At 47.8% G+C, this 21,091-nt stretch carries 24 protein-coding genes; 9 read left to right on the forward strand and 15 right to left on the reverse strand.

Annotated elements, in window-relative coordinates; genetic code table 11:
* Positions 1–75: 75 nt before the first annotated feature.
* The 3 genes from LACSTY_RS03085 to LACSTY_RS03095 all read right to left on the reverse strand — a co-directional run bounded on the left by LACSTY_RS03085 (position 76) and on the right by LACSTY_RS03095 (position 1,919).
* The gene (locus LACSTY_RS03085) at positions 76–1,086 is read right to left on the reverse strand and encodes a permease prefix domain 1-containing protein (protein ID WP_087911682.1); all 1,011 of its coding nucleotides are present in this window, start codon (positions 1,084–1,086) and stop codon (positions 76–78) included.
* Between the two features lie 34 nt (positions 1,087–1,120).
* Positions 1,121–1,441: a PadR family transcriptional regulator gene (locus tag LACSTY_RS03090; protein ID WP_087911683.1), complete on the reverse strand. Its 321-nt coding sequence runs from the start codon at positions 1,439–1,441 to the stop codon at positions 1,121–1,123.
* A gap of 172 nt (positions 1,442–1,613) precedes the next feature.
* On the reverse strand, positions 1,614–1,919 hold the full coding sequence (locus LACSTY_RS03095; RefSeq protein ID WP_010493599.1) for a SemiSWEET family transporter: 306 nt from the start codon (positions 1,917–1,919) through the stop codon (positions 1,614–1,616).
* Positions 1,920–2,071: 152 nt separating this feature from the next.
* Between LACSTY_RS03095 and LACSTY_RS03100 the strand changes: the two genes are divergently transcribed.
* Complete coding sequence (locus LACSTY_RS03100; protein ID WP_087911684.1) at positions 2,072–2,371, forward strand: hypothetical protein; 300 nt, start codon at positions 2,072–2,074, stop codon at positions 2,369–2,371.
* Between the two features lie 37 nt (positions 2,372–2,408).
* Here LACSTY_RS03100 and LACSTY_RS03105 read toward each other — a convergent pair whose 3' ends face one another.
* Complete coding sequence (locus LACSTY_RS03105) at positions 2,409–3,440, reverse strand: zinc-binding alcohol dehydrogenase family protein (RefSeq protein WP_087911685.1); 1,032 nt, start codon at positions 3,438–3,440, stop codon at positions 2,409–2,411.
* Between the two features lie 237 nt (positions 3,441–3,677).
* Here LACSTY_RS03105 and LACSTY_RS03110 point away from each other — a divergent pair, with 237 nt between their 5' ends.
* The gene (locus LACSTY_RS03110; protein ID WP_010493605.1) at positions 3,678–4,040 is read left to right on the forward strand and encodes a hypothetical protein; all 363 of its coding nucleotides are present in this window, start codon (positions 3,678–3,680) and stop codon (positions 4,038–4,040) included.
* Positions 4,041–4,129: 89 nt separating this feature from the next.
* On the opposite strand, the gene LACSTY_RS03115 is transcribed toward LACSTY_RS03110, so the two are convergent.
* Together LACSTY_RS03115 and LACSTY_RS03120 are read right to left on the reverse strand one after the other, a co-directional pair.
* On the reverse strand, positions 4,130–4,609 hold the full coding sequence (locus tag LACSTY_RS03115; RefSeq protein ID WP_010493607.1) for a hypothetical protein: 480 nt from the start codon (positions 4,607–4,609) through the stop codon (positions 4,130–4,132).
* On the reverse strand, positions 4,602–5,768 hold the full coding sequence (locus tag LACSTY_RS03120) for an AI-2E family transporter (protein WP_087911686.1): 1,167 nt from the start codon (positions 5,766–5,768) through the stop codon (positions 4,602–4,604). The genes LACSTY_RS03115 and LACSTY_RS03120 overlap by 8 nt, the downstream gene beginning before the upstream one ends.
* Positions 5,769–6,241: 473 nt before the next feature.
* Here LACSTY_RS03120 and LACSTY_RS03125 point away from each other — a divergent pair, with 473 nt between their 5' ends.
* Together LACSTY_RS03125 and lexA are read left to right on the forward strand one after the other, a co-directional pair.
* Positions 6,242–6,436 (forward strand): hypothetical protein, encoded by a 195-nt coding sequence (locus tag LACSTY_RS03125; protein ID WP_010493614.1) that lies wholly within the window; start codon positions 6,242–6,244, stop codon positions 6,434–6,436.
* A 126-nt stretch (positions 6,437–6,562) separates the two neighbouring features.
* The gene (lexA, locus tag LACSTY_RS03130) at positions 6,563–7,189 is read left to right on the forward strand and encodes a transcriptional repressor LexA (RefSeq protein WP_049172471.1); all 627 of its coding nucleotides are present in this window, start codon (positions 6,563–6,565) and stop codon (positions 7,187–7,189) included.
* A 97-nt stretch (positions 7,190–7,286) separates the two neighbouring features.
* On the opposite strand, the gene LACSTY_RS03135 is transcribed toward lexA, so the two are convergent.
* The 6 genes from LACSTY_RS03135 to LACSTY_RS03160 all read right to left on the reverse strand — a co-directional run bounded on the left by LACSTY_RS03135 (position 7,287) and on the right by LACSTY_RS03160 (position 11,670).
* Positions 7,287–7,751, reverse strand: a complete 465-nt coding sequence (locus LACSTY_RS03135) for a hypothetical protein (RefSeq protein ID WP_191978420.1) — start codon at positions 7,749–7,751, stop codon at positions 7,287–7,289.
* 31 nt (positions 7,752–7,782) lie between these two features.
* Complete coding sequence (locus LACSTY_RS03140; protein WP_049172475.1) at positions 7,783–8,730, reverse strand: AEC family transporter; 948 nt, start codon at positions 8,728–8,730, stop codon at positions 7,783–7,785.
* A gap of 21 nt (positions 8,731–8,751) precedes the next feature.
* Entirely contained in the window at positions 8,752–9,369 is a 618-nt protein-coding gene (locus tag LACSTY_RS03145; protein ID WP_087911687.1) for a flavin reductase family protein, read from the reverse strand.
* A 254-nt stretch (positions 9,370–9,623) separates the two neighbouring features.
* A complete protein-coding gene (locus tag LACSTY_RS03150; protein ID WP_087911688.1) occupies positions 9,624–10,565 on the reverse strand; it encodes a hypothetical protein in 942 nt (313 codons plus the stop codon).
* A gap of 180 nt (positions 10,566–10,745) precedes the next feature.
* Entirely contained in the window at positions 10,746–11,306 is a 561-nt protein-coding gene (locus LACSTY_RS03155) for a 5-formyltetrahydrofolate cyclo-ligase (protein WP_087911689.1), read from the reverse strand.
* Positions 11,307–11,313: 7 nt separating this feature from the next.
* Positions 11,314–11,670, reverse strand: a complete 357-nt coding sequence (locus tag LACSTY_RS03160; RefSeq protein WP_010493632.1) for a DUF488 domain-containing protein — start codon at positions 11,668–11,670, stop codon at positions 11,314–11,316.
* Between the two features lie 83 nt (positions 11,671–11,753).
* Here LACSTY_RS03160 and LACSTY_RS03165 point away from each other — a divergent pair, with 83 nt between their 5' ends.
* Positions 11,754–12,689 carry a magnesium transporter CorA family protein gene (locus LACSTY_RS03165; protein ID WP_087911690.1) on the forward strand — a complete coding sequence of 312 codons (936 nt, stop codon included), beginning with the start codon at positions 11,754–11,756 and terminating at the stop codon, positions 12,687–12,689.
* Positions 12,690–12,768: 79 nt separating this feature from the next.
* Here LACSTY_RS03165 and LACSTY_RS03170 read toward each other — a convergent pair whose 3' ends face one another.
* On the reverse strand, positions 12,769–13,653 hold the full coding sequence (locus LACSTY_RS03170) for a LysR substrate-binding domain-containing protein (RefSeq protein WP_087911691.1): 885 nt from the start codon (positions 13,651–13,653) through the stop codon (positions 12,769–12,771).
* A gap of 349 nt (positions 13,654–14,002) precedes the next feature.
* Between LACSTY_RS03170 and LACSTY_RS03175 the strand changes: the two genes are divergently transcribed.
* Together LACSTY_RS03175 and LACSTY_RS03180 are read left to right on the forward strand one after the other, a co-directional pair.
* Entirely contained in the window at positions 14,003–15,670 is a 1,668-nt protein-coding gene (locus LACSTY_RS03175) for a malolactic enzyme (protein ID WP_087911693.1), read from the forward strand.
* A gap of 4 nt (positions 15,671–15,674) precedes the next feature.
* Entirely contained in the window at positions 15,675–16,661 is a 987-nt protein-coding gene (locus LACSTY_RS03180; protein WP_087911694.1) for an AEC family transporter, read from the forward strand.
* A 178-nt stretch (positions 16,662–16,839) separates the two neighbouring features.
* On the opposite strand, the gene LACSTY_RS03185 is transcribed toward LACSTY_RS03180, so the two are convergent.
* Positions 16,840–17,337, reverse strand: a complete 498-nt coding sequence (locus tag LACSTY_RS03185) for a thiol peroxidase (protein WP_087911695.1) — start codon at positions 17,335–17,337, stop codon at positions 16,840–16,842.
* A 226-nt stretch (positions 17,338–17,563) separates the two neighbouring features.
* On the opposite strand from LACSTY_RS03185, the gene LACSTY_RS03190 reads away from it, so the two are divergent.
* On the forward strand, positions 17,564–18,073 hold the full coding sequence (locus LACSTY_RS03190) for a flavodoxin domain-containing protein (RefSeq protein ID WP_087911696.1): 510 nt from the start codon (positions 17,564–17,566) through the stop codon (positions 18,071–18,073).
* A gap of 24 nt (positions 18,074–18,097) precedes the next feature.
* On the opposite strand, the gene LACSTY_RS03195 is transcribed toward LACSTY_RS03190, so the two are convergent.
* Positions 18,098–19,072: an Rgg family transcriptional regulator gene (locus LACSTY_RS03195; RefSeq protein WP_087911697.1), complete on the reverse strand. Its 975-nt coding sequence runs from the start codon at positions 19,070–19,072 to the stop codon at positions 18,098–18,100.
* 114 nt (positions 19,073–19,186) lie between these two features.
* On the opposite strand from LACSTY_RS03195, the gene LACSTY_RS03200 reads away from it, so the two are divergent.
* Entirely contained in the window at positions 19,187–20,770 is a 1,584-nt protein-coding gene (locus tag LACSTY_RS03200; RefSeq protein WP_087911698.1) for an ATP-binding cassette domain-containing protein, read from the forward strand.
* Positions 20,771–21,091: the final 321 nt, after the last annotated feature.

Raw genomic sequence — 21,091 nt, forward strand, 5'->3', positions numbered from 1 at the left:
CTTCTGCGGTTGTGTAAAGAGGATTGTCCTTGATACATGACAGAGGTTCGCCAACTTTGCCATAAACGGCGAATTTTACAAGGATTCATCTCGCCGAGCGATTAGTGAAATGATGATATTTTGGCATGCACCGCCGATGATGAAGATGACCCAAGAATAGGTCCATGTGTGAAAAAGAAAAGAAACTAAGAAGTAGGTCACTAGGATAAGGGGCCAGTAAACTTGGCGGAAAAGCGCGATGTCTTGGCGGGCGCGTTGATTGCGGTGGTGCTGTGACGTATGGAAGTTATCGCGATGGCTATGATGAAGGTGTGGCTCAGGATCCGGCACAGCTGTCGCGTCAGTATAGCGCTTTATTTGCGAATAGTTGATGGCGACATACACAATTAAGTAGGTTCCTAGTCCAGCAATGATGAGGAACAAGGCACCACCGGCATCGTCGCTGATAAAATGTGATAAGTAAGTGGACAGAATCGGTGGGATCAACGCGACAATACAAATCATAATGCCCACGATTAAACCCGCAGAAAATTGCCGCTGATACGTATCGGTTGTTTCTTGGGCAAATCTTTTGGCGCTTTCAGACAAGGGCCGGCCATTGAGCCGCTTCTTTTGGAGGCTAAACATGGTGCCGGCCCAAATGAAAAGCCCCACTGCGACAGCATCGAGCAGAAACATGCCGATGATGCCGAAGACCTCAAGCGAGGAATCCGTTGTATAGGCGGGCAAGGCGACGCTGATACAACAAAGCAAAACACCGAAAGCAATTTGCGTTGCAAACCGGTCGGCAATGTGCCAAAAATGGCTGAGCTCCCTTTCAGAAACGGCGTTATCAGGCTCTGTAGTTGCATTGGTGCCTGCTCGATCAGTCTGAGGAGCTAGTCCTAGATCCTCTCGTAATTCATCAACGGAGCCAAAAGCACGAATGACGGCACCGATTGCAGTTTCTTCGCTTTTACCCTCGCGCAACAAATCACGATAATAATCGCGCATATTGGCAAGCATGTCGGCTTTGGCCTGGCGCGTTTTCGGGTTATCCGGAAAAGAAGCAAATAGACTGTCTAAATAAGCTGTAATTGTATCCATGGGCGATCCTCCAAGGTTCAATTTTGACAAGCAATTAGTTCAAAAATAAATCGACCACATGCTTAACCTGATGCCATTCCTCGACCTTCATAGCAAGAAAAGCACGGCCGCTGGCGGTGATTCGGTAATAAGTGCGGGGTTTGCCGTTCGTAACATCACCCGGATAAGCTTCAATATAGCCGTTTTTGCTCAAGCGAGTAAAGGCGGCGTAAAGCGTGGTTTCACGAATCATATACTGGTCATGGGTGCGCTCGCGGATTTCTTTGCCAATTTTGTATCCATAGGAATCACCTTGTTGCAAAATGGCAAGGACGAGTGCGTCGTTGTAACCACGCATGGCATCACTACTGATCACGGCGCTCCTCCTTTTGCGAGTTTTATACTGGTGTGCGCGAGAATACAGATGAGACTGATCTTGATTTTGCTGGCTGATTACTTCATCTGTTGGAGTAATATTAACATGATGCAACCATTAGGTAAAGCAAAAAACACCTTCATATCAAGAAGGTGTCGTCAGATTTACTTGATTAGTGAACAAAAACCGTGACAAAGGTGATTAAACCAAACAGGATACCGGGTACATTGGCGATGATGATTGGCCAATCTTTGGCAGGTTTCATCCAGCCATAACCGGTCCACAGGGTAGCGTTGATCATTGCCACCAACGGCTGAATCGGATTCACCGGTGTTCCAGAAAAGTTAGCCATGATTTCGGGAATGTACGAAACATACATTAAAATACAGGTAAAAGTTGCCAGCCTGCTGAGGAGATTCAGTCGCTTTGCTTTAACGGGGTCAATACCACTGTGATATTTTCCATTGTCAGCTTGCATCAAAAATGCCTCCTTTTGGAATAAAATAACCGTAACACGATCGAACGTGAAAACCAAGGAAGACATTAACGTGTGATAGAATCAAATAGGCGGCCTGACTTAGGTTGGCAGCTTTAGATTTTTTCTGAAAATGAATGAAATGAGGGAACATCATGGCAGAACAAGAAGCAGATACGGTCACACGCGTGCAAAAACAAGAAGGCGCCGATGCCATCATGGATAAGGGATTTGTGACCGAACGGGATATTCCCGAAATGATGGCGGCGTCTTGGAGTGAAAAGCTATTGGCGGCGATTAATGACGAATTGCGGTTGCGTACTGTTAGCAATCGCGCTGTGTTACAACGGTTCCATTATTATATGGGCGATGGCTCCATTATTTACGATCCGAGGCAACTTAACTCGGAAGGGGCCAAGATTGCGTTGCAACACGCATTAGGTTTCCGGAAGTAGTAGCCCCTTTAACTGGTGCCTGTCTAGCGTTTTGAAACTAGTTTTCGGCGCTGAAGGTTCCGGTTAAAACAACCTTGCCGACCATATGACCCTCTTCGACGAGTTGAGTGGCGGCCTTTAGGTTGGCAACATTAATGCCGGTAAATTCTTTGGTCACCGAAGCTTTGATCTGTCCGTCTTGATACAATGTCAAAAGTCTGCTTAGAATCGCACCTTGAGAAGCAACACGGTAGTCAAAGTCGGTTTTGGCAAACATGTACTCGTAGTCAAAACTAGCTGCTTTGTCTTTGATAACGGCCAGATCAAGACCGCTTTGGGGACCGACAATGCAGCCGATGTGGCCAAAAGCGCGAATTAACTGGCTGGCGGTGGCCAGATACGGTTCCGGATGATAAAGCAAAGCAACGCCGTCAACGGTTTGAACGCCAGCTTGGTGAACCTGACTCACAAGATCTTTATGATAATCAAGTGGCGTTGCAACGCCGTGGGCCCGCAACCAGTCATGATTTTTAGGACTGCTGGTTGCCAAAACATTTAACCCGCTCCATCGCGCCAGTTGACTCAGCATCGAACCGACGCCACCGGCACCGTTAATGATCAACAAATGCTGGCTTTTGTTGGCATTATATTCCGGGATGAAGCCCATTTTTTCAAAAAGCAATTCCCACGCGGTCAAACCGACAAGCGGCAGTGCTGCTAGGTCAGCCGTGGGTGCTTGTTTTGGCGCTAATGCGATCAGATCGGCGTCAACTGCCTGAAATTGTTGATCACTGCCGGGCTTGCGGGTAGTTCCGGCATAGATGACGCGATCGCCAACGTGGAAGGCAGCAACGGCAGAGCCAATTTGGGTAATGGTGCCGACTGCATCATACCCAAGAATCTGTGGCGTTTTTTGTCGTGGTGCGGTTTGGCGGCGTTTGATGTCAACCGGATTAACCGAGACCCCAGCCATTTGTACAATAACTTCATTGGGTTCCGGTGTCGGTACTGGTAGGGTGAAGCTTTGAAAACTATTGGGTGCAGTAATGGGTAGGCCTTCAGTGAAGCCGATGGCAATGTTTTTTGGCATCTGAATCGTCCTTTCGTTTGATCGGTTATCTGTTGCTATTGTAACCTTTTTATTAAGAGAGTTGGAAATGCAGTGGTTGTTTGGTAAAATATGCAGGATATTGTAGAAAACGCGTTCGCAGTCGCAGAAACCTACGTGTAAGGACCTCAAACCTAAATGGCCACTTACACTCCGATTTCTAAACGCTCCTGCTCACGCTCTTGTGAAAAATACATTCAATGGCGAAGGAGGCAGCTCGTGAAAAAATTGAGTACAAAGCGTGAATTGATCGGCTTGATCGTTGTTTTGGTTTTGGCAGCGGCAGGTTTTGCATTCTTCGCGTGGTATACGATGCGGCCGGATGATGTCATTGGTACCATTGCAACGATTAGTTTCGGCATTGTTTTGGCTGCCTTGATTGGTATTGCGTTATTTTTGGATGCGGCGGCGACAACTCGGTGGCGCCGATTCTGGGTCGATCTTTTGTTTGCGGCGCTGATGTTGGCGCTCATTGACTACTTCTTCCTCGATACGACAACGCCATGGCAGATGTTGATTGCTGGCGCTGGATTGGCATTAGCACTGGTCGCACTGCTGGCCATTAGAAAATTAGATGAATAAACGGGCTTTGTCCCGGCTGATCAATGATAAAAACGCCTCGGAAAATTTTCCGAAGCGTTTTTTAAGTGTCAGCAATGGTTAGTTCGCGATTAGTTCATCCGCTGCACAGTAACCGGGACTGTTTTAGGAAGTACTTTTGTCAATTCAGTCATCAGGTTCTGAAGACTTGCCTGAAACGTTAGCCGGACCATGCGGCGCTTACTAAGGGCGAAAACCGCAACGACCCATTCCTGGCCATTAGGCAGACTGACAGGTGTCAACGTGATACTGGACATGTTGGTGTACGGAATAACCCGGGCCAGCAACCCATTTGCAATGAGTCGCGTTGGGGCCAAGCCACCTGTGCCCGCCATAATGGATAACACTAGGAAGATTGAAATGAACACAATATACGGCATGTTGTTGACGCGGGTTGTCATGAACCAAAAGCCAAGCAACACCGCCCAAACAAGTTGCGAAACCGCATAGCGTGAGGCAAAATTAATTTTGTGTTGCCAATATAGATAATAACCAGCGAGGGCAATCAACACGATGTCTAAGCCGATCAGTAAGACATTAAAACTATTCATGAGAGACTCCTTTTTGATCAACATCATCAGTCGGGCTGTCGGTTTCATACAAACCGGAAACCTGCTGGTACCAACTGAAGAATCGGGTCACGACAATTTTTAAAACGGCAAAACCCGGGATGCCAAGGATGACACCGACTAAACCGAAGAGATTGCCGGCCGTGAGCAGGACCACCACGATGGTAATGGGATGCAATTCAAGCTTGCTGCCCATGACCAGTGGCGAAATAAGTTGCGTTTCAATTAGCCATTCAATGAAGAAAACGACAATGACCGCGAGAATCATTTTCGGCGACGTCAACGCGCCCATGATAAGTGGCGGGATCATTGCCAGTGCCGAACCAAAGTAAGGAATTAGGTTCAATGGGCACGCCAGCAAGCCGAAAATCAAGCCATAACGCAGGCCAATCACCGAATAACCGATCATGAACATAATGGCCACGCACAGCGCAACCGTGATTTGGCCCTGAACATATGAACCGACTTTTTCATTCATCTCGTGCAGCATTTGTTTAACGGATCCACGTAACTTGGTGGGGATAATATGCAGCACCATCGGCGTGAACTTGTCGCCGTCTTTAAGCATGAAGAAGAGAATGATCGGTGCTGTCGAAATCGTGATGACAACATTGCCGACAATGCCAATCAGATTTTGCAGCTGCGAGATGGTACCGGTGACGAAAGCACCTTGTTTGCCGGTGAAGAATGTTTGGACTTCGCTGGCAATGTTGTTCAGGTCATGTTGCGATAAAACATTTTGCTTATCATTCAAGTCATCCAGCCATTTACCGATTTCCGTAAAAATTTGCGGTGCCGAATCGACAATGCTGGTAATCTGGTTACTTACCGCCGGAATGAAGCGCAATAGCCCCCAGACGAGAAGACCGATCAAAACGACGAAGAGTAACGCAATCGCCCAACCGCGATGCAGCCCGGTTTTCTCAAGGCGATTAATGATCGGAACTGTTAGGTAGAAGAGAATGCCGGCAAAAATGAACGGCGGCGCGATGATACCGAGAAAATCGACCACAGGCTGAAACACCCAAGCAATTTTGGTAAAAACAAAAATAACCAGCAGGGCCAAAAGCAGGTCAATTAAGAAGACCATGAACTTGTTGTTGATGAAGCGGCGGTAGAACCATGAGTCGGTACGTTTCACAGGCGATCCTCCTCTAAGGACGTTAAAGGTTATGACGCGATTTAATCAGCGGTGTCATTAGTAACCTTTACAAAAGACGACAAGTCGAGCATGAGATCTGTGGTGAACCAAGAAAGCTTCGACGTGCAGTTGTAGTTTTTTACAAGTCAGCTGAGTGCACGTGAGTCATTTTTTCGAAGTTTCTACCCGCCAGACGTCGGATGCTTCTGTATAACAATGATACTAGACTAGCCATGATTTTTCGAGGCTAGGGTTAACTAAAATGGTTCGAAGAAGGTATCGGCGCCGTTACAATAAATTTACAAAAACACCGATTAGCCGTTACAAATATTAAAAATGCCTAAATAAGGGCATCAAATGTAAATTTTACATATACAAAAGCTTTACAAATCAAAAAAATCAGGTATGATAAAGTCACAACCAAAACGGTGAGTCAATGTCGGTTTTACCGATACGGAGAGGAGTGACCCCTTATGAATTTACTTCGCGGGGCTAAATGGACATTAATAACTCTGACCCTGGTCGCAACATTGCTGTTATTTAGCAACTATGCGACGGCCGGCATCTTGTTGATGGCTCTGGATATTTTCCTAAGCTTCTTCTATGCAGTCATCAAGAGCAGATGTGATCGGCGTCAGATGCATAAGATGCCATTATTGCATAACTAATTTGATGAAATGATCCGCAGCCATGATGACTGCGGATTTTTTCGAGTAACGGCGGCGAAAATGATTGCAAACGTTCGTTCGGTTTGGTATGCTGATTGTAACAAATGAGAACGGAGCGGTGAGCGGATGCCAACACAAGCGAGTCAAAAACGTTGGAAACAGATTTTACAAACCATCTATGACGCAATCGAGGATCATGGGTATCCACCCACGGTTCGCGAGATTGGCAAGTCAGTTGGCCTTAGTTCGTCTAGCACCGTCGCAGCATACTTAGAGAAGCTGTTGGCCGCTGGATTAATTGCGAAAGACCCATCCAAACCGCGCACGATTGAAGTGACTGCAGCAGGACGCGATTATATCGGCGTTCAGGCAGAAGGCATTCCGATTGTCGGTACCGTTGCGGCTGGGGTGCCGATTACCGCTATCGAGAATATCGATGACTATTTCCCGGTGCCGGATGACCTACCATACTCGGCCGATGAGCTGTTTATGCTTCGGGTTCAAGGCAGTTCCATGATCAAGATCGGGATTCTTGATGGCGATCAGATTATTGTCAAGAAGCAAAACGACGCCGAAAATGGGCAGATTGTCGTAGCAATGACCGAAGAAGATGAAGCCACTGTCAAGCGCTTTTACAAAGAAAAGAACGGCATTCGCCTTCATCCGGAAAATGACGATATGGAAGACATGTTTTTCCCGGATGTGACGATTCTCGGTATTGTTGTGAGTTTGTATCGTCCTGCGCTTGTATAAGTGCTACTAATAAAGCCAGCTAAAAAAGCATTTGCCGCGTACATTCAATCGAGTGTGCGTGGTAAATGCTTTTTTGTTGAGGCGGCAACTGACACCATTAAGGACGGTTAAGCTGATCAAGGTCATCTTTTGGTACCTTTTTGTAAAATGGACCATCCGGAAGCTGCTTCAATAATCCTTTTTTGGTAAGTTGGAATTGAACCGTGTTGCTGGCGGCCTGTGGTTGGGCTTTGCCGGTGAAGGTGAAGATTCGCCCCTTTAAAGTCAGTTGGGCCGCAAAAATACCCTGATCCGTACTTTCAAAATCACCGTCTTGGTTCGACAGCGTTTCGAGGTAATAGCCACTGGTTGACGACAACACGCGAATCGCTTTCTTTTGATCATCCTGTTGGACAAATGCGTGACCGACCAAGGTGGACAAGGTTGCTTTAGGCACGGCCTTTTTTGCCTTTTTCCGGGATTTTACCGGCTTTGATGCCTGTTCACTGGTGGCCGATCGCGTTGATGATGATTTGGCAGTCGGCGTGCCTTGAGAACAACCACTCAAGATAAGTAATAACATGAGCCAGACTAATTTTTTCAATGGCGGTCTCCTAGTGAATGAATTGAATGCAGGTCATGACGATGGGAATGACGATCATGGATAGAAGCGTGGTTTCCGTGACCATGATCGCAGCGTAGTCAGCATCGGCGTCATAAAGTTTCGCAACCACCGGCGCATTGGTCATGACTGGCATGCAGGATTGCAGGATGAAGATTTGCTTCATCAGCGTCGGTACTGGTGCAAAGGCGACCAGTGCCGTCATCAACAGTGGGGCAAAAAGAAAGCGGCCGCTGAAGATACCGAGTGCTTCCTTGCTGAGACGCAGTTGGCTCCACCCGGCTTCGTGTAAGGCGATGCCGATAAAGAACATGGAGCCCGGGACCGTCAAATCGCCGATATAAGTCAGATCAGACATCAAAAAAGTCGGCAACTTGATATTCAGCAAGACCAACACAATTCCTAGCATGAAGCCCAGTAAAGGCGGGGAGAAAACCTTCCCCAAAGCCTTTTTAAGGTTAAAGCGGGCTGGTTTGGGACCATCGCCTTGAATAAGGTAGACGCCGATGGTCCAAAAAATCGTCGTGTTGGCCATGTAATAGACCAAGACATAAGGTAAACTGCGAGGACCGAACAAGGCCAAGTTAACTGGCAGGCCGATAAAGACCGTGTTGGAGTTGAAGAACATGGACTTAAATGTGCCTTTTCGCGACTTTGGAACTTTTAACAGGTAACACACCAAAAAGGACAACGCGAAAAGCATCATCATGGACAAGACCGGAAACAACAAGTTTGGGAGTAACCGCAGCAGCATGCCGGCCGTGAACTTCGATGCGATGGTCACGATCATATAAGCAGGCAAGGCAACTTGGGTAACAACTTTGGCAATTACCTTGCTCGAGTGGTTATTAAACCAGCCGCGGGCAGTCAGAAAATAGCCGAGAATGATCAAAATGAGAATTTCCAAAACGCCAAAGACACTTGAGATAAATGCGGTCAAATACCAACACTTCCTTATAAATTATTTTGGCCGCCGTAACGTAAAAGTTTGACCAAGTTCGGCATAAGTAGGACCGGCGAGGCGGGCAACCGGTGCTAAAGCGGCAGGATTAATGTGTAAGCTTGGCAAATCGAGCACCGTATCGGCAAAGTGGAACTGCCGAACTTCCAGAATAAAGAGATCGGTGATGATCACCCCGGCGCGGTCACGAATCGGTACATATTGGTAAAGTTGCGTTTCGAAGCGAATGCGCGCGGCTTCCAGCCCGGGTACCTGAATCTCGGTACTGGCCACTAACGGCAGATCAATTAAGTTTAATTCACTTTGATCAGGGGTTAATCGGGCAGCGGTTTGATTCATCGCTTTGGTGAGATCGAGGCTCACCATGTGCACGACCGCTTCATGGCGAGCCAAAAGATTCACCGCCGTGTCTTTTGGTTGCCCGCCATCACGCAAAATGGACACGGATAACAATGGCAACTGATTGGAGATGCCGGTTGTAAATGAAAATGGCGCCAGGTTGATGACGCCGGCCGTGCTTTGCGTCGTGATCCACGCGATGGGGCGGGGAATGATGCTGCCAGACAGCAGTTTGTATTGCTCGCGAGGTGATAGCTTATTGGCAGATAAGTTGATCATAATAGCCTCCGGTGGCTGGTGAATAAGAATCATGAAAATGATGGGGATCCTAAAAGGCACGTCATGACTGCAAGTTTAGCGCAGGCGCGGGGTGGCGTCAAAGCCATGCAACGCTTGCTTCGGTTAGGGACAATTCGAAGGCTGCTGGCAGTGTGTACTCGGTGCCTCAAAGCCAAAAGTTCAATAAAAAAGCAATGTTAGAGAAGATTATCCCAAACATTGCTCATTGATCAGTTGAAGGAAATGTACCCCTGTTAGGAATTGCTGTTGCCGGTGGAAGAACTAGCTGGCTGAGTCGGGGATGGTGCCTGGCTACTGGCTTGGCTGCTCGGCGTTGGTTGGCTATTATTTTCAGTACCATTATTATTTGATGTACCATTATTACCGGTACTACCATTGGACTGTCCGGTACTATTGCCTTGGCTGTGTTCACTTTCCACGCTCGGCGCAGTAGACGGTGTTGGCGTTACCGAAACTCTTGAAGATGGTTCGCTGTATTGCGATGGCTGATAAGTTGACGTTTCACTCGTCGTTGAGCTTGACTCAGAACTTGAAGCGGTCTCTTTCGTCTTGAAATCATCAAGGCTAAGAAGCTTCTTCTTTGACCGTTGCAACGGCAGGCTGGTTGTTAGGTAACGATAATTGTGCGGTGTTTTGCCTTTTAAGGTGATGCTGTTGTTGAGCTCCTTTTTCAAGGCCTTCGTGTAATCATGCACAGTGCCGGTTGCTCCTTCTGCGGCATATTCAACCGTTGTTGTCGGTTGATTGTGCTTGTAAGTTTTCGCACTGGCATACGTATAAACATTGGCGTGCTCCGAGCTGAGCGTTAACTTGCCTTTTTTCTGTTTGACATCGCCAGTATCGTTAATAATTTGCGGTTGGCTTCCCGCGTCAAGAATGATTAAGCGCGTATAGGTTTTGGACGAGGTTAACTTCACATAAACCGTCAGATCATGGTGATCGCCATTCGTATCCGTGACATCTCCGGAAGCGGTGTAAGTGCCGCTTTTAAATGAGCGTGTGACCGTTGATGAAATGGTAATGCTGGTGGCGGAAGACGAAGCTGTCGGTCCTTGAACCTTGGCGCCGCGTAACACAAGCCAAACGAAAACGCCAATGAAAATAACGACGGCACCAATGCCGGTTAATGTGAGGTAAAGCCTCCTTCGATTCTTTCGAATACGTTCACGTCGCATGATTGCCTCCTGAAATATGGTGAAAGCTTTTCCCCAATATTAGGGTAAGCGGGTTTGAAACACAAGCATAACCAAAAAGGCTGCCGGCAAGCACTTGCCTGACGCCATTTTGGTTGTTTGAAACGAGACTGCTAGTCACTCGGCATCACGCGCCACTTAGACAATGCCTCAGTATCATTGTTACTTAACGATATTCCCGTTGGCCAGTATTAAGGTTTCAATCGGGATATCAAATGGATCGACTGGCCAGTCAGGTTGGGGAAAAGCCATGACTGGCGGAACCAGTGTTAACGTGTGACCGGAATATTCAGCTAAAAAGCGATCATAGTAACCGCCGCCAAAACCGATACGATATCTGTCTGCCAATGAGAATCCGATTCCGGGCACAATTAAAAGATCCGGCGCCGGCTCAACCAAGTCGGCTTGGTAGGCAGGTTCGGGAATACCAAAAGCACTTTTGACGAGGTGCTCATGGCCGGGATCTGGCAGAAAGACCATCTGGCGTTTTGGCATGACGCGCGGTAAGAAAACGGCTTTAGCAGCTGCATGTGCTGCAGCAATAATCGGCGCTGTGGCGACTTCAAAAGGGCCACTGACCGTAATGCCGATGCTTTTGGCTTGTTGCCAAACGGGCGTCTTGATTAAGGCCGCCATTAGTGCTTCACTTGCTGCTTGGGTTTCAGCGGCAGCTTCCTGTAGACGTTTCAGCTGGCGGGTGCGGAATTCGGCTTTTGTGGCCATGGGAACCTCACTTATCTTTAAGAAATTCGCTTAAAACAACGGCTTGGTTATGGGTCTCGTCTTTGGCACCGTATAACATGATAATCGGATCCTGTTCATGCGCTTTTAGCGTCTTGATGAAATCCGGCAAATCAGGATTAGCAGCAAGTTCCGCTAAGTAACGCTTTTTGAATTCGGGGTATTTTTCCGGATCGTGGCCAAACCATTTTCGCAGTTCTGCTGTCGGTGCAATGGTTTTGGCCCACAAATCTAAGGCAGCGTTGACTTTGCTGATGCCCCGCGGCCAAACTCGATCAACGAGGACGCGGAAGCCACTTGCTTGCGGTTTTTGATAGATGCGTTCGAGTGTTACTTTCAAAATCATCACCTCATAATTATCATACCAGTTTTGACAAGTCGTGAATGTTCAAATAGCGATACGGTATACTAGTCAAAAGAGGTGTCAACATGATTACGTGCTATCAAATTCAAAAGCAGCGCAATGTGCAGGTGGCGACGGATGATCAGGCTAATTGGATTCGGGTCCAGTCGCCATTGCCACAGGAGTTGCAGACGCTGGCTACCAAGTATGGCTTGCCCAAAACATACGTGGATGCGGCACTTGACAAACATGAAAATGCCCGGGTTGAAGGGCTGGATCCCGCTGATGATGTTCCCGGGTTAATCGTGCTGCGCTACCCGATTGAGATGACGAACGAGATGGGGTTTCGTCAATTTAATACGGTGCCGCTGACCATGATCTTGTTAGCCGATCGGGTCATTACAGTCATGGACCATCCCCTGCAGGCGTTCGATGACTTGGCGGATCAGAAGCTTTCACCCAAGCCGGAAGAATTTGCGCTAGAAGTGCTGTGGCGGGTTTTACACCAATTTGTCCTCGACATGGACAAGTTGAATGAAGAAACGAAACAGATTGAAGGCAGTTTAGGCAAGGCCGCCAAAAATACGCAGCTGTATCAGCTCATGGCGATGCAGAAAAGTCTGGTGTTCTTTGATGCGGCACTTGATCATTCCGGGAACTTGTTGAAAACTTTACGGGCAGGCGAACGCTTTTTCAATACCAATGGCTATCTTCGCCGGCTACATGATGTCGAAGTCGAGGTCGTCGAGGCGCAAACGATGGTTCGGATTACCAACAAATTACTGAATCAGTACTCAACCACAGTCAGTGCCATTGTTTCTAACAATTTAAACCTGATCATGAAGGTTTTGACCAGCCTGACCATTATTTTAACGATTCCCACAATTGTTGGCGGCATTTACGGCATGAATGTTCGGCTGCCATTTGCCAATGCCTATTGGGCGTTCTGGTGGCTAATCGGCGGTACGGCAGTCTTGTGCGGAATCGCTGCTTGGTGGTTGTGGCGGAAGGATTACTTTTAATTGAGCGAAGACTTTTCGGTAAGCAAAAACGGTCGAAGAAAGGCAACTTTCTTTTCGGCCGTTTTTACTTGTTTGAAGACTAAACTACTTTTGGTGCGCTCAAAATCTGAGCAAAGCGATTCATGGTTGGCGTTAAGACACGATCTTGGCGATAGACAAACGAGATGGTGAAGGCTGGTTGTTTTGGTTCGTCGATTTTCAGCGATGCGAGATGATCATCGGCGTGAATGGCGATTTTGGTTAAAAAGCCGATGCCTACGTTCTGGGTGACTAAGCGTTTTAGCAGCAGAACGTCACCGGTGCGATAAACCACTTTCGGCGTGAAGGTTTGTTGCTGTTGAAACCAGGAAAATGCCCGGGTATGAACGAACCCTTCACTCAAGGTGATGAACTGGCGATCAGCAAGTGTTGCGAAGGAGACATGCGATTGTTGTGCCAACGGATCGTTTTCGGCGGTAATGATGACAAACGGCGCCGTATCGATTTGGATGACGTGCAACTCTGGATCGACTAACGGACCGCTGGCACCCAGTAAGGCAAAGTCGAGATTGCCGTCTTTAATTTGATCAAGAAGTGCGGCCGAGCCCGCTTCAAATGTTTCCAGTTGCGGCATCAGCCCGGCAGCAATCAAGTCGACCGCAATTTTTGGAAACAGATAACTGCCGATAATCGGTGGCAGACCGAATCGAATCTTGCTCTTTTGGTCCCACGCAATGTCCTGCTTGGCCAAATCCAGCTGATGCAGAATAATCGCGGCGTGACTGGCAAGCTGTTCTCCAGCTGGCGTCACACTGATTTCGTGGTGCCGGCGATCGCGAATGATCAACTGGGCCTGAAAATGGTCCTCCAGCCGTTTGATCGCCGCAGTAATAGTCGGTTGACTAACCGCAAATTTCTCGGCGGTTTGCGAAAAGTTCCGGGTATCGGTAAGTTCGAGAAAATATTCAAAGTCTCTGGTGTTCACACAACAACCTCCTGTGAGCGTGAGCCGGCGCGGTTAGAAGCCGGAGTGTAAGTGGCCTCGGCCGTGATGGCCCGGGTCTGGCCATTGCGGCCGAGGTCCTTACACATAGGCTTCTGCGCCGGCGAACGCGTTAATGTGAGCGTGAGCCTACGCACGTTAACGTAAAGAAAATAATAATCATGAAAGCATATAAAAATATTTTATCACTCCTGCCAAGTTTGACTATAAGATTGGGCGCGGCGTAATGTCTGGTCTTGTAATTAAAAGTTGTGTTTGCTTCACGGCATATTGGCGCGAGCCAGCTAAAAAGAGTTGGCCCATGTTTAACACAAAAGAGGAGTGTGGCATTTTGAAATATACACCAGAACAAATCTTAAATAATCCCTTTTTAAATAAAGGGACAGCCTTTACCCAGGAAGAGCGGGACCAATATGGCTTAAATGGCCTGTTGCCGCCAGCCGTTCAGACATTGGATCAGCAAGTCAAACAGGCGTATGCACAATTGCAGACAAAGCCGACCGATTTGGCCAAGCGGCAGTTCCTGATGACTTTGTTTAACGAAAATCATGTGCTGTTTTATAAGCTTTTTTCCGAGCACATTAACGAATTCATGCCGATTGTGTATGATCCGACGATTGCTGATACGATTGAAAATTACAGTGCGTTGTTTGTGAATCCGCAAAACGCCACTTATCTTTCGATCGATGATCCGGATCACATCGAAAGTGCGTTGAAGCATAGTGCTGATGGCCGCGATATTCGGTTGTTAGTGGTCAGTGATGCTGAAGGCATTCTCGGGATTGGCGACTGGGGTACCCAAGGTGTGGATATTTCTGTGGGTAAGCTGATGGTTTATACCGCCGCAGCCGGCATCGATCCGAGTCAGGTACTGCCCGTTGTCTTGGACGTGGGTACCAATAATGAAGCGCTACTGAATGACGAGCTTTATCTGGGTAATCGTCATAAGCGCGTTTATGGCCAGAAATATCATCAGTTTGTGGACAAATTTGTTGCAACTGCCGAGAAGTTATTCCCGAATTTGTATCTGCATTTTGAAGACTTTGGCCGCAGCAATGCCGCTGATATTTTGAATCAATATAAAGATAAAATCACGACCTTCAATGACGATATTCAGGGCACGGGCATCATTGTGTTAGCCGGACTTTTGGGTGCCATGAATATTTCCAAGCAAAAACTAACCGATCAAGTTTATTTGAGCTTTGGGGCCGGAACAGCAGGCGCTGGCATTACGGCACGCGTGTATGAAGCGTTTATTGAAGAAGGATTGAGTCCTGAAGAGGCTAAGAAGCATTTTTACCTCGTCGATAAGCAAGGCTTGCTGTTTGACGATATGACCGATTTGACGCCGGAGCAAAAGCCGTTTGCCCGCTCGCGCAGTGAATTTGCCAATGCGGATGAGCTCACGACGCTTGAGGCAGTTGTCAAAGCTGTGCATCCAACAGTGATGGTCGGCACTTCGACGGTTCCCGGCACTTTCACCGAAAGCATTGTGAAGGAAATGGCTGCACATACGGAACGGCCAATTATTTTCCCATTATCAAACCCAACCAAGCTGGCTGAGGCCAAGGCGGAAGATTTGATTAAGTGGACCGATGGACGGGGCTTGATTGCCACTGGCGTTCCAGCTGCCAATGTTTCGTATAAGGGTGTTAGCTATGCGATCGGCCAGGCTAATAACGCGTTGGTTTATCCGGGATTAGGCTTAGGTACGATTGCGTCCACGGCCAAGCTGCTCACCGATTCAATGATTTCTGCTGCAGCGCACAGCTTAGGCGGCATTGTGGATCCTGATCAGCCAGGCGCAGCGGTTTTGCCGCCGGTGTCGAAACTGGATCAATTTAGTCAGACGGTTGCGATTGCGGTTGCGGAAGACGCCATTAAAAATGGACTGAATCAAGAACCGATCAGCGATGCCAAACAGGCCGTTGCTGACATGACTTGGAAACCGGAATATCGGCCACTGCCGAATTCACTCGAACTAGACTTGGAGGAATAAAACTGTGACTGCATTAAGTACATCGATTCAAAGCGTGCTGACCATCGTTTTACTGATTGTCCTGGGTTATGTTTTACGGCGGCAAGGGCGGTTTGATGATCAGTTTGGGAAAACTATTTCCGATTTGTTGATGAAAATTGCCTTGCCGGCGTCAATCTTTATCTCTGTCTTGCAACGATTGACCCTCGATAAACTGGTAAGCCTGTCATCAGGGTTGGTTTATGGCTTTGGTGCCGTCATTCTGGGCTATCTGATTGCCTTTTTACTGGTCTGGTTGCTTAAAGTTCGGCCAGGGCGTCGTGGAACGTTCATCAACATGTTTGTGAATGCCAATACCATTTTTATCGGGTTACCGCTGAACCTTGCCTTGTTCGGTGATAAAGCGGTGCCGTACTTCCTGATGTATTACGTGGTGAACACAGTCTCAACCTGGACAGTCGGCGCCTTTATCATGGCATGGGATGACCCGACGCAGGAGAAGGCAGAAAAAAGCGGTGCAGGCTTTAACTGGAAGAAATTGTTGCCAGCGCCACTGGTTGGTTTCTTGGTAGCCTTGGTCTTCCTGTTGCTGAAAATTCCGTTCATTCACGTTGGTTGGCTAGGATTTGCGGTTAACACATTAAATTACGTTGGTAGTCTGGTGACACCGCTATCGCTGATTTATATCGGGATTATTTTGGCTGATGCTGGCTTGAAAGCGATTCGGTTTGACCGCGATACCATCGTGGCTTTGATTGGCCGGTTCGTCATCGCTCCGGCATTGATCACCGGGTTGATTCTGTTGGGCATGAAGGCTGGCTTCAATGTGCCAAGTCTCGAAGCGCAAACCCTGATCATTCAGGCGGCTGCACCTGGTCTTGCCGTATTGCCGATTTTGGCAACAGAAGCCCACGCCGACGTGAAGTACGCCACGAACGTTGTGACGACTTCGACAGTCCTGTTTGTGATTGTCGTTCCGATTTTGATGATGCTGGTTCAAGGACTGGCATGAGCATGACATTTTTTGAGCGTGAGCCGGCGTGCTTAGGAGTCGGAGTGTAAGTGGCCTTGGGCGTGATGGCGGTCTTTGCCATTGCGACCGAGGTCCTTACATGCAGACTCCTGCGCCGGGGAACGCGTTATGGTAGTAAGAAAAAAGAGCCCGAAACGGCTCTTTTTTTTGCCCAAAATTAAGCTTGATGCGCTTCTAAATAAGCTAAGGCGCTGGTGTAATCAGGCTCGTGTGTTTGTTCCGTGATGAGTTCCCGATATTTAACCGTTCCGGTGTCGTCAATGATCCAAACACTGCGGGCATCGGTGTGGTTGTCGGCAACGAATAAACCCATCGCTTTGCCAAAATTAGCATTCTGGTCGGAAAGCAGCTGCATTTTCGTCACATTTTCCGCCGCGCACCAGGATTGTTGTTCTTGTGGGGTGTTGGTTGAAATCGTATAAAAATCAACATCGTCAAATTCATCCATATCCTGGTTAAAATGTTTGGTTGAGATGCTGCAGACCCGTGTATTGATGTCGGGAACAACACTGATTAATGTCAGGCGGTGACTGAGATCACTAGTCTTAACCGGCTGTCCCTCGGCATCGGTGACCGTAAATGTCGGTAGTTTTTCGCCTAGTGCCGTTGGATTGCCATTGGTCGTGATGACTGTGCCGTGTCGGGTAATTTCCATAAAAAAACACTCCTTTACCTGTATACGCGAAACAGGTGAGATTTAAGACAACACAGTCAGTGTATCATGCTTAAGGGATAAGTGACATGGACACAACTTAATTGGCGCAAATTTATCAGCATATACATTGACGCTAATATAAATATTTATGTAAGGTTAAATTAACGGGGATATTCCAGCCGTAATAATTCATATTAACGTTCACGCGTTCGAGGAGGGATGCCAGATGCAGCAAACATTAGTCGTTTACACATCCGAAACCGGTTTTACCCAGCGGTTTGCGTTGAGTATTGCGCAAACCTTACATTGCGAAGTGATTGATGTTCAGTTTTTGACGGCCTCGGACTTAAAAAACCGCACCTTGATTATTTACGGCGGGCATCTTGTGGGAAATAAGGTACTCGGTTTGAAATCATTTTTCCGCCAATTTAAATCCATGCTGCCTGATATGGTCATTGTGTTTGGCAGCGGCGTGGTTCGGCGTGACAATGTGAATTGCCAGCAAATTAAACAATATCAGCTCATGCATGATTGCCCTGTAACCAGTTTTTATTATGTGCAAGGCTATCCCAAGCTTAGCCAAATGAATTTTCTCCGGCGGCTGCGAGCGATCCGCGCGTTAAAGCACTGGGGAAGCGAGTCATATCCTGCCGTTCAAGAGGCAATTCAGCCACTAGTTGCCGATGTGACCAGCTTACTGAACGGTCCGTTTACGCATGGTGCCGTTCAAATTTGATTTGTGGTAAATACGAAGGATGGCTTAAGCAGTTTCCTCAAGGGTGCCAATCATAATGTGAAAATACTTATACACCGATGTTGGTGGCTCGTTCAGAATGATCGGCCGGGCATAAGAAAACATATCGGTTAGATCGCGTAACTTTAACGTGGTGGCCATTTGGATATTTTGATCAAGCAAAGTTGCGGCTTGCTTGTACCGGCCATTTCTAGCATACAACTCTGCTTGGTGAAATCGCGCCCACAAAGCGAACTCAGCGCTTGGCTGTTTGTCGAGCGCTTTTTCTAATTGAGCTAAATAATGCGCAGCGGCTTGGTTATCTTGCCTCGTCAGCTCCAACATGACCTGATTTTCCAGCAAATTGAGTAAAAGCAACGGGGTGTTTGTGAAGTGACGATAGTAATGGCTGCGTTTGATGGCAATGGTTAAGAGCCGGCGTTGCGTGGCGGCTGGCATGGCAATACTAAAGAGCATGAAAAAGTACAGATCCAACTCACCCCAATTGTCTAACCGTTGCAGATATTGTTCCGCAACATGGGTCAGATCGGGGCGCAACGGCAATTCGTGGCGATCTTCAACAAACAGTGACTGGAATAGAACAGCTAAAATCGCGCGCCCGTTAACGGCTAGTTTATGTTTTAGTGAGGGTGCCTTTTCAAAAACGATTCGGGCTTTTTCTTCCTCGCGTTTTAAAGCTTTAATAATTTGCGGGATTTTTTTAGGATCAATCGACATCGACGTGGTTTTGCCAAAATACGTTTCCAAAAGTCGATCGCGATCGCCGTAACCAAGCCGCAAGCCGTTAGCAGCAAGATATAAAAATTCTTCCGGAGTGGTTTCCAAGCGGCGCAGTAAATGAATCAATTTAGTGACCGTGATGTCGTTTTGGCCGCGTTCAACCTTTGACAGATAAGAACTGCTGATGTTCTCATCTGCTACGTCAGCGAGTGTCAGTGCTTTATTCGTGCGGATTTGGCGAAGGAGCGAACCGATTTCCATGGTGATCACCTTTCATATATGACATTTATCATATCTCCCAGCATATACCTGCGTATATTAGACAACAAGCCATCTGATCAGATTCGGTTAGTTGAAGTAATGGGAGTGATTGATATGTTAACGTGGCGATATGGCCGCAAATGGCAATTGGTGATGTATACCGGTGCTGCTTTATTTTATAGCCTGATGAATGTCGGTGTCGCATTTTGTTTGACGATGCTCATTCAAGCGGCATCGGCTCGGTCCATGACCCAACTCTGGCATGCGGTTGGCCCAAGTGTCGTGATCTTTTTTGGCGCATCAGCGGCTGCTTGGCTGGTGATGTACTTACAGGCCGCAATTACGCGTGAGGTCAATTTGCGAATTAAAGCAACGATGGCGGCTTATTTGGTAGACGATGCAGATTTAACCAGCACTCAGACGTCGGCGTTATCTTTTATGACGAATGACTTGAAAATGATCGAAACCAATGGAATTACCAGTGAACTGACCATCATTAACCAAATTATTGTGTTTGCTGGCGCCATGATCGGGGCGTTCGCATTTGACTGGATGACGGCTTTGGCCTTTTTCATTGGTAATTTGGTGCCGCTTGCGGTGGCGCGAGTTGCTCAAGGTGCCTTGCACACCGCTTCAGCAGACTGGTCGACCGCAAATAGCCGCTGGACAACCGGCATCAAGAATTATTTGGCAGGCAGGGACACAATCAGGATTTATCAAGCACAGGCAGTGGTCAAAACAAGAATCGGCCGGCTGGCAAGGGGCCTGGAAGACCAGCTGAAAAGGTTGTCGATCCTGACGGGTAACATGAACGTCTTAGGAATGTTGCTGGCACTTTGGTTTGGCGTTCTTTTACCATTTGGCGTTGGCATTTATCGCGTCATGGCAGGCGCTTCAACCTTGGCTTTATTTATGGGGATCGTGCAGCTTTCCAACGACATGCGCAATCCCTTGATCATGATGATTGAGGCGTTAAACAAATGGCAAACGACAAAGCCACTGGTTGAAAAAGTCCACAAGGCGACGCCAAAACCTCATTCATCCGCTAGTGTCGGTTTGGCGAGCGGGACGATTCGGCTAAAAGATGCCTCAGTGGTCATTGGTAACCAGAAAATCCTTAATGACCGAAATCTGACGATCATGCCTGGCCAAAAAGTTTTGATCATGGCGCCGTCTGGCTATGGCAAATCGACTTTGTTGCGATTATTGGCGGGTGAATTACCGTTAGCTGCTGGCCGATACTGGCTCGGGGACACGCAAATCACTGACGAAACCCGTGGAAAATTAAGCCGATTGTTCGGCTTGATCAAGCAATCGCCTTTTATGTTCGATGATACGGTCCGTTTTAACCTGACATTAGGCGGTCATTTTTCACAGGCTGATTTAGACAAAGCGGTGGCTGACGCGGGGCTCACAACCCTGATTGCGCAAAAAGGCTGGGACTATCAGGTTGGCGACGGTGGGCACAATCTGTCAGGCGGCCAGATTCAACGGCTCGAAATTGCTCGGGCAATATTACGGCACCGACCGATTCTGTTAGCTGACGAGGTGACCTCTGCGCTAGATGAAGCGTTAAGTGATCAACTGCACGCACGTTTACTGCAGGGACCGGCAACGTTAATCGAGGTTGCCCATCACATCAGCAAATCGTGGCAGCAAAAATATGATCAGGTGATTCGACTTGATGCAGATGTGTGAGTTGATCGCCTAATCGTATGAAGAAACTGAGCCATAATTCATAGCCACGCTAAAAAAATGAACGTACTCTTGTCGTTATCGAGTATGTTCATCTTTTGTTTCTATGGAGTAATTCGGTGAGATTATTTAAGATATGAGTGCCAAGGCGGAGCAATCGTAGGCCAGATGGGGCTCAGCTGTGAAATTGATGTTGGTGGGGCGCTTTTTGCCCCGCCTACATCAAGGCCGAGCTTAGAGACTCTGCCGGTTTTGCAGAGGCTCTAAGTCGTGCCCACAGCGTTCCAGACCCAGCTGGCCGGAGATTGCGGAGTTTGGCGCGGC

Source organism: Lacticaseibacillus styriensis, from assembly GCF_030770295.1.
Taxonomy (GTDB): domain Bacteria; phylum Bacillota; class Bacilli; order Lactobacillales; family Lactobacillaceae; genus Lacticaseibacillus; species Lacticaseibacillus casei.

What these genes read in the sequence shown, in the direction of transcription:
- LACSTY_RS03085 (WP_087911682.1), bottom strand. Translation starts at nt 1,086, where the DNA reads ATGGATACAATTACAGCTTATTTAGACAGTCTATTTGCTTCTTTTCCG.
- LACSTY_RS03095 (WP_010493599.1), bottom strand. Translation starts at nt 1,919, where the DNA reads ATGCAAGCTGACAATGGAAAATATCACAGTGGTATTGACCCCGTTAAA.
- LACSTY_RS03100 (WP_087911684.1), top strand. Translation starts at nt 2,072, where the DNA reads ATGGCAGAACAAGAAGCAGATACGGTCACACGCGTGCAAAAACAAGAA.
- LACSTY_RS03105 (WP_087911685.1), bottom strand. Translation starts at nt 3,440, where the DNA reads ATGCCAAAAAACATTGCCATCGGCTTCACTGAAGGCCTACCCATTACT.
- LACSTY_RS03115 (WP_010493607.1), bottom strand. Translation starts at nt 4,609, where the DNA reads ATGAATAGTTTTAATGTCTTACTGATCGGCTTAGACATCGTGTTGATT.
- LACSTY_RS03125 (WP_010493614.1), top strand. Translation starts at nt 6,242, where the DNA reads ATGAATTTACTTCGCGGGGCTAAATGGACATTAATAACTCTGACCCTG.
- lexA (WP_049172471.1), top strand. Translation starts at nt 6,563, where the DNA reads ATGCCAACACAAGCGAGTCAAAAACGTTGGAAACAGATTTTACAAACC.
- LACSTY_RS03135 (WP_191978420.1), bottom strand. Translation starts at nt 7,751, where the DNA reads ATGTTATTACTTATCTTGAGTGGTTGTTCTCAAGGCACGCCGACTGCC.
- LACSTY_RS03145 (WP_087911687.1), bottom strand. Translation starts at nt 9,369, where the DNA reads ATGATCAACTTATCTGCCAATAAGCTATCACCTCGCGAGCAATACAAA.
- LACSTY_RS03150 (WP_087911688.1), bottom strand. Translation starts at nt 10,565, where the DNA reads ATGCGACGTGAACGTATTCGAAAGAATCGAAGGAGGCTTTACCTCACA.
- LACSTY_RS03155 (WP_087911689.1), bottom strand. Translation starts at nt 11,306, where the DNA reads ATGGCCACAAAAGCCGAATTCCGCACCCGCCAGCTGAAACGTCTACAG.
- LACSTY_RS03160 (WP_010493632.1), bottom strand. Translation starts at nt 11,670, where the DNA reads ATGATTTTGAAAGTAACACTCGAACGCATCTATCAAAAACCGCAAGCA.
- LACSTY_RS03165 (WP_087911690.1), top strand. Translation starts at nt 11,754, where the DNA reads ATGATTACGTGCTATCAAATTCAAAAGCAGCGCAATGTGCAGGTGGCG.
- LACSTY_RS03185 (WP_087911695.1), bottom strand. Translation starts at nt 17,337, where the DNA reads ATGGAAATTACCCGACACGGCACAGTCATCACGACCAATGGCAATCCA.
- LACSTY_RS03190 (WP_087911696.1), top strand. Translation starts at nt 17,564, where the DNA reads ATGCAGCAAACATTAGTCGTTTACACATCCGAAACCGGTTTTACCCAG.
- LACSTY_RS03195 (WP_087911697.1), bottom strand. Translation starts at nt 19,072, where the DNA reads ATGGAAATCGGTTCGCTCCTTCGCCAAATCCGCACGAATAAAGCACTG.
- LACSTY_RS03200 (WP_087911698.1), top strand. Translation starts at nt 19,187, where the DNA reads ATGTTAACGTGGCGATATGGCCGCAAATGGCAATTGGTGATGTATACC.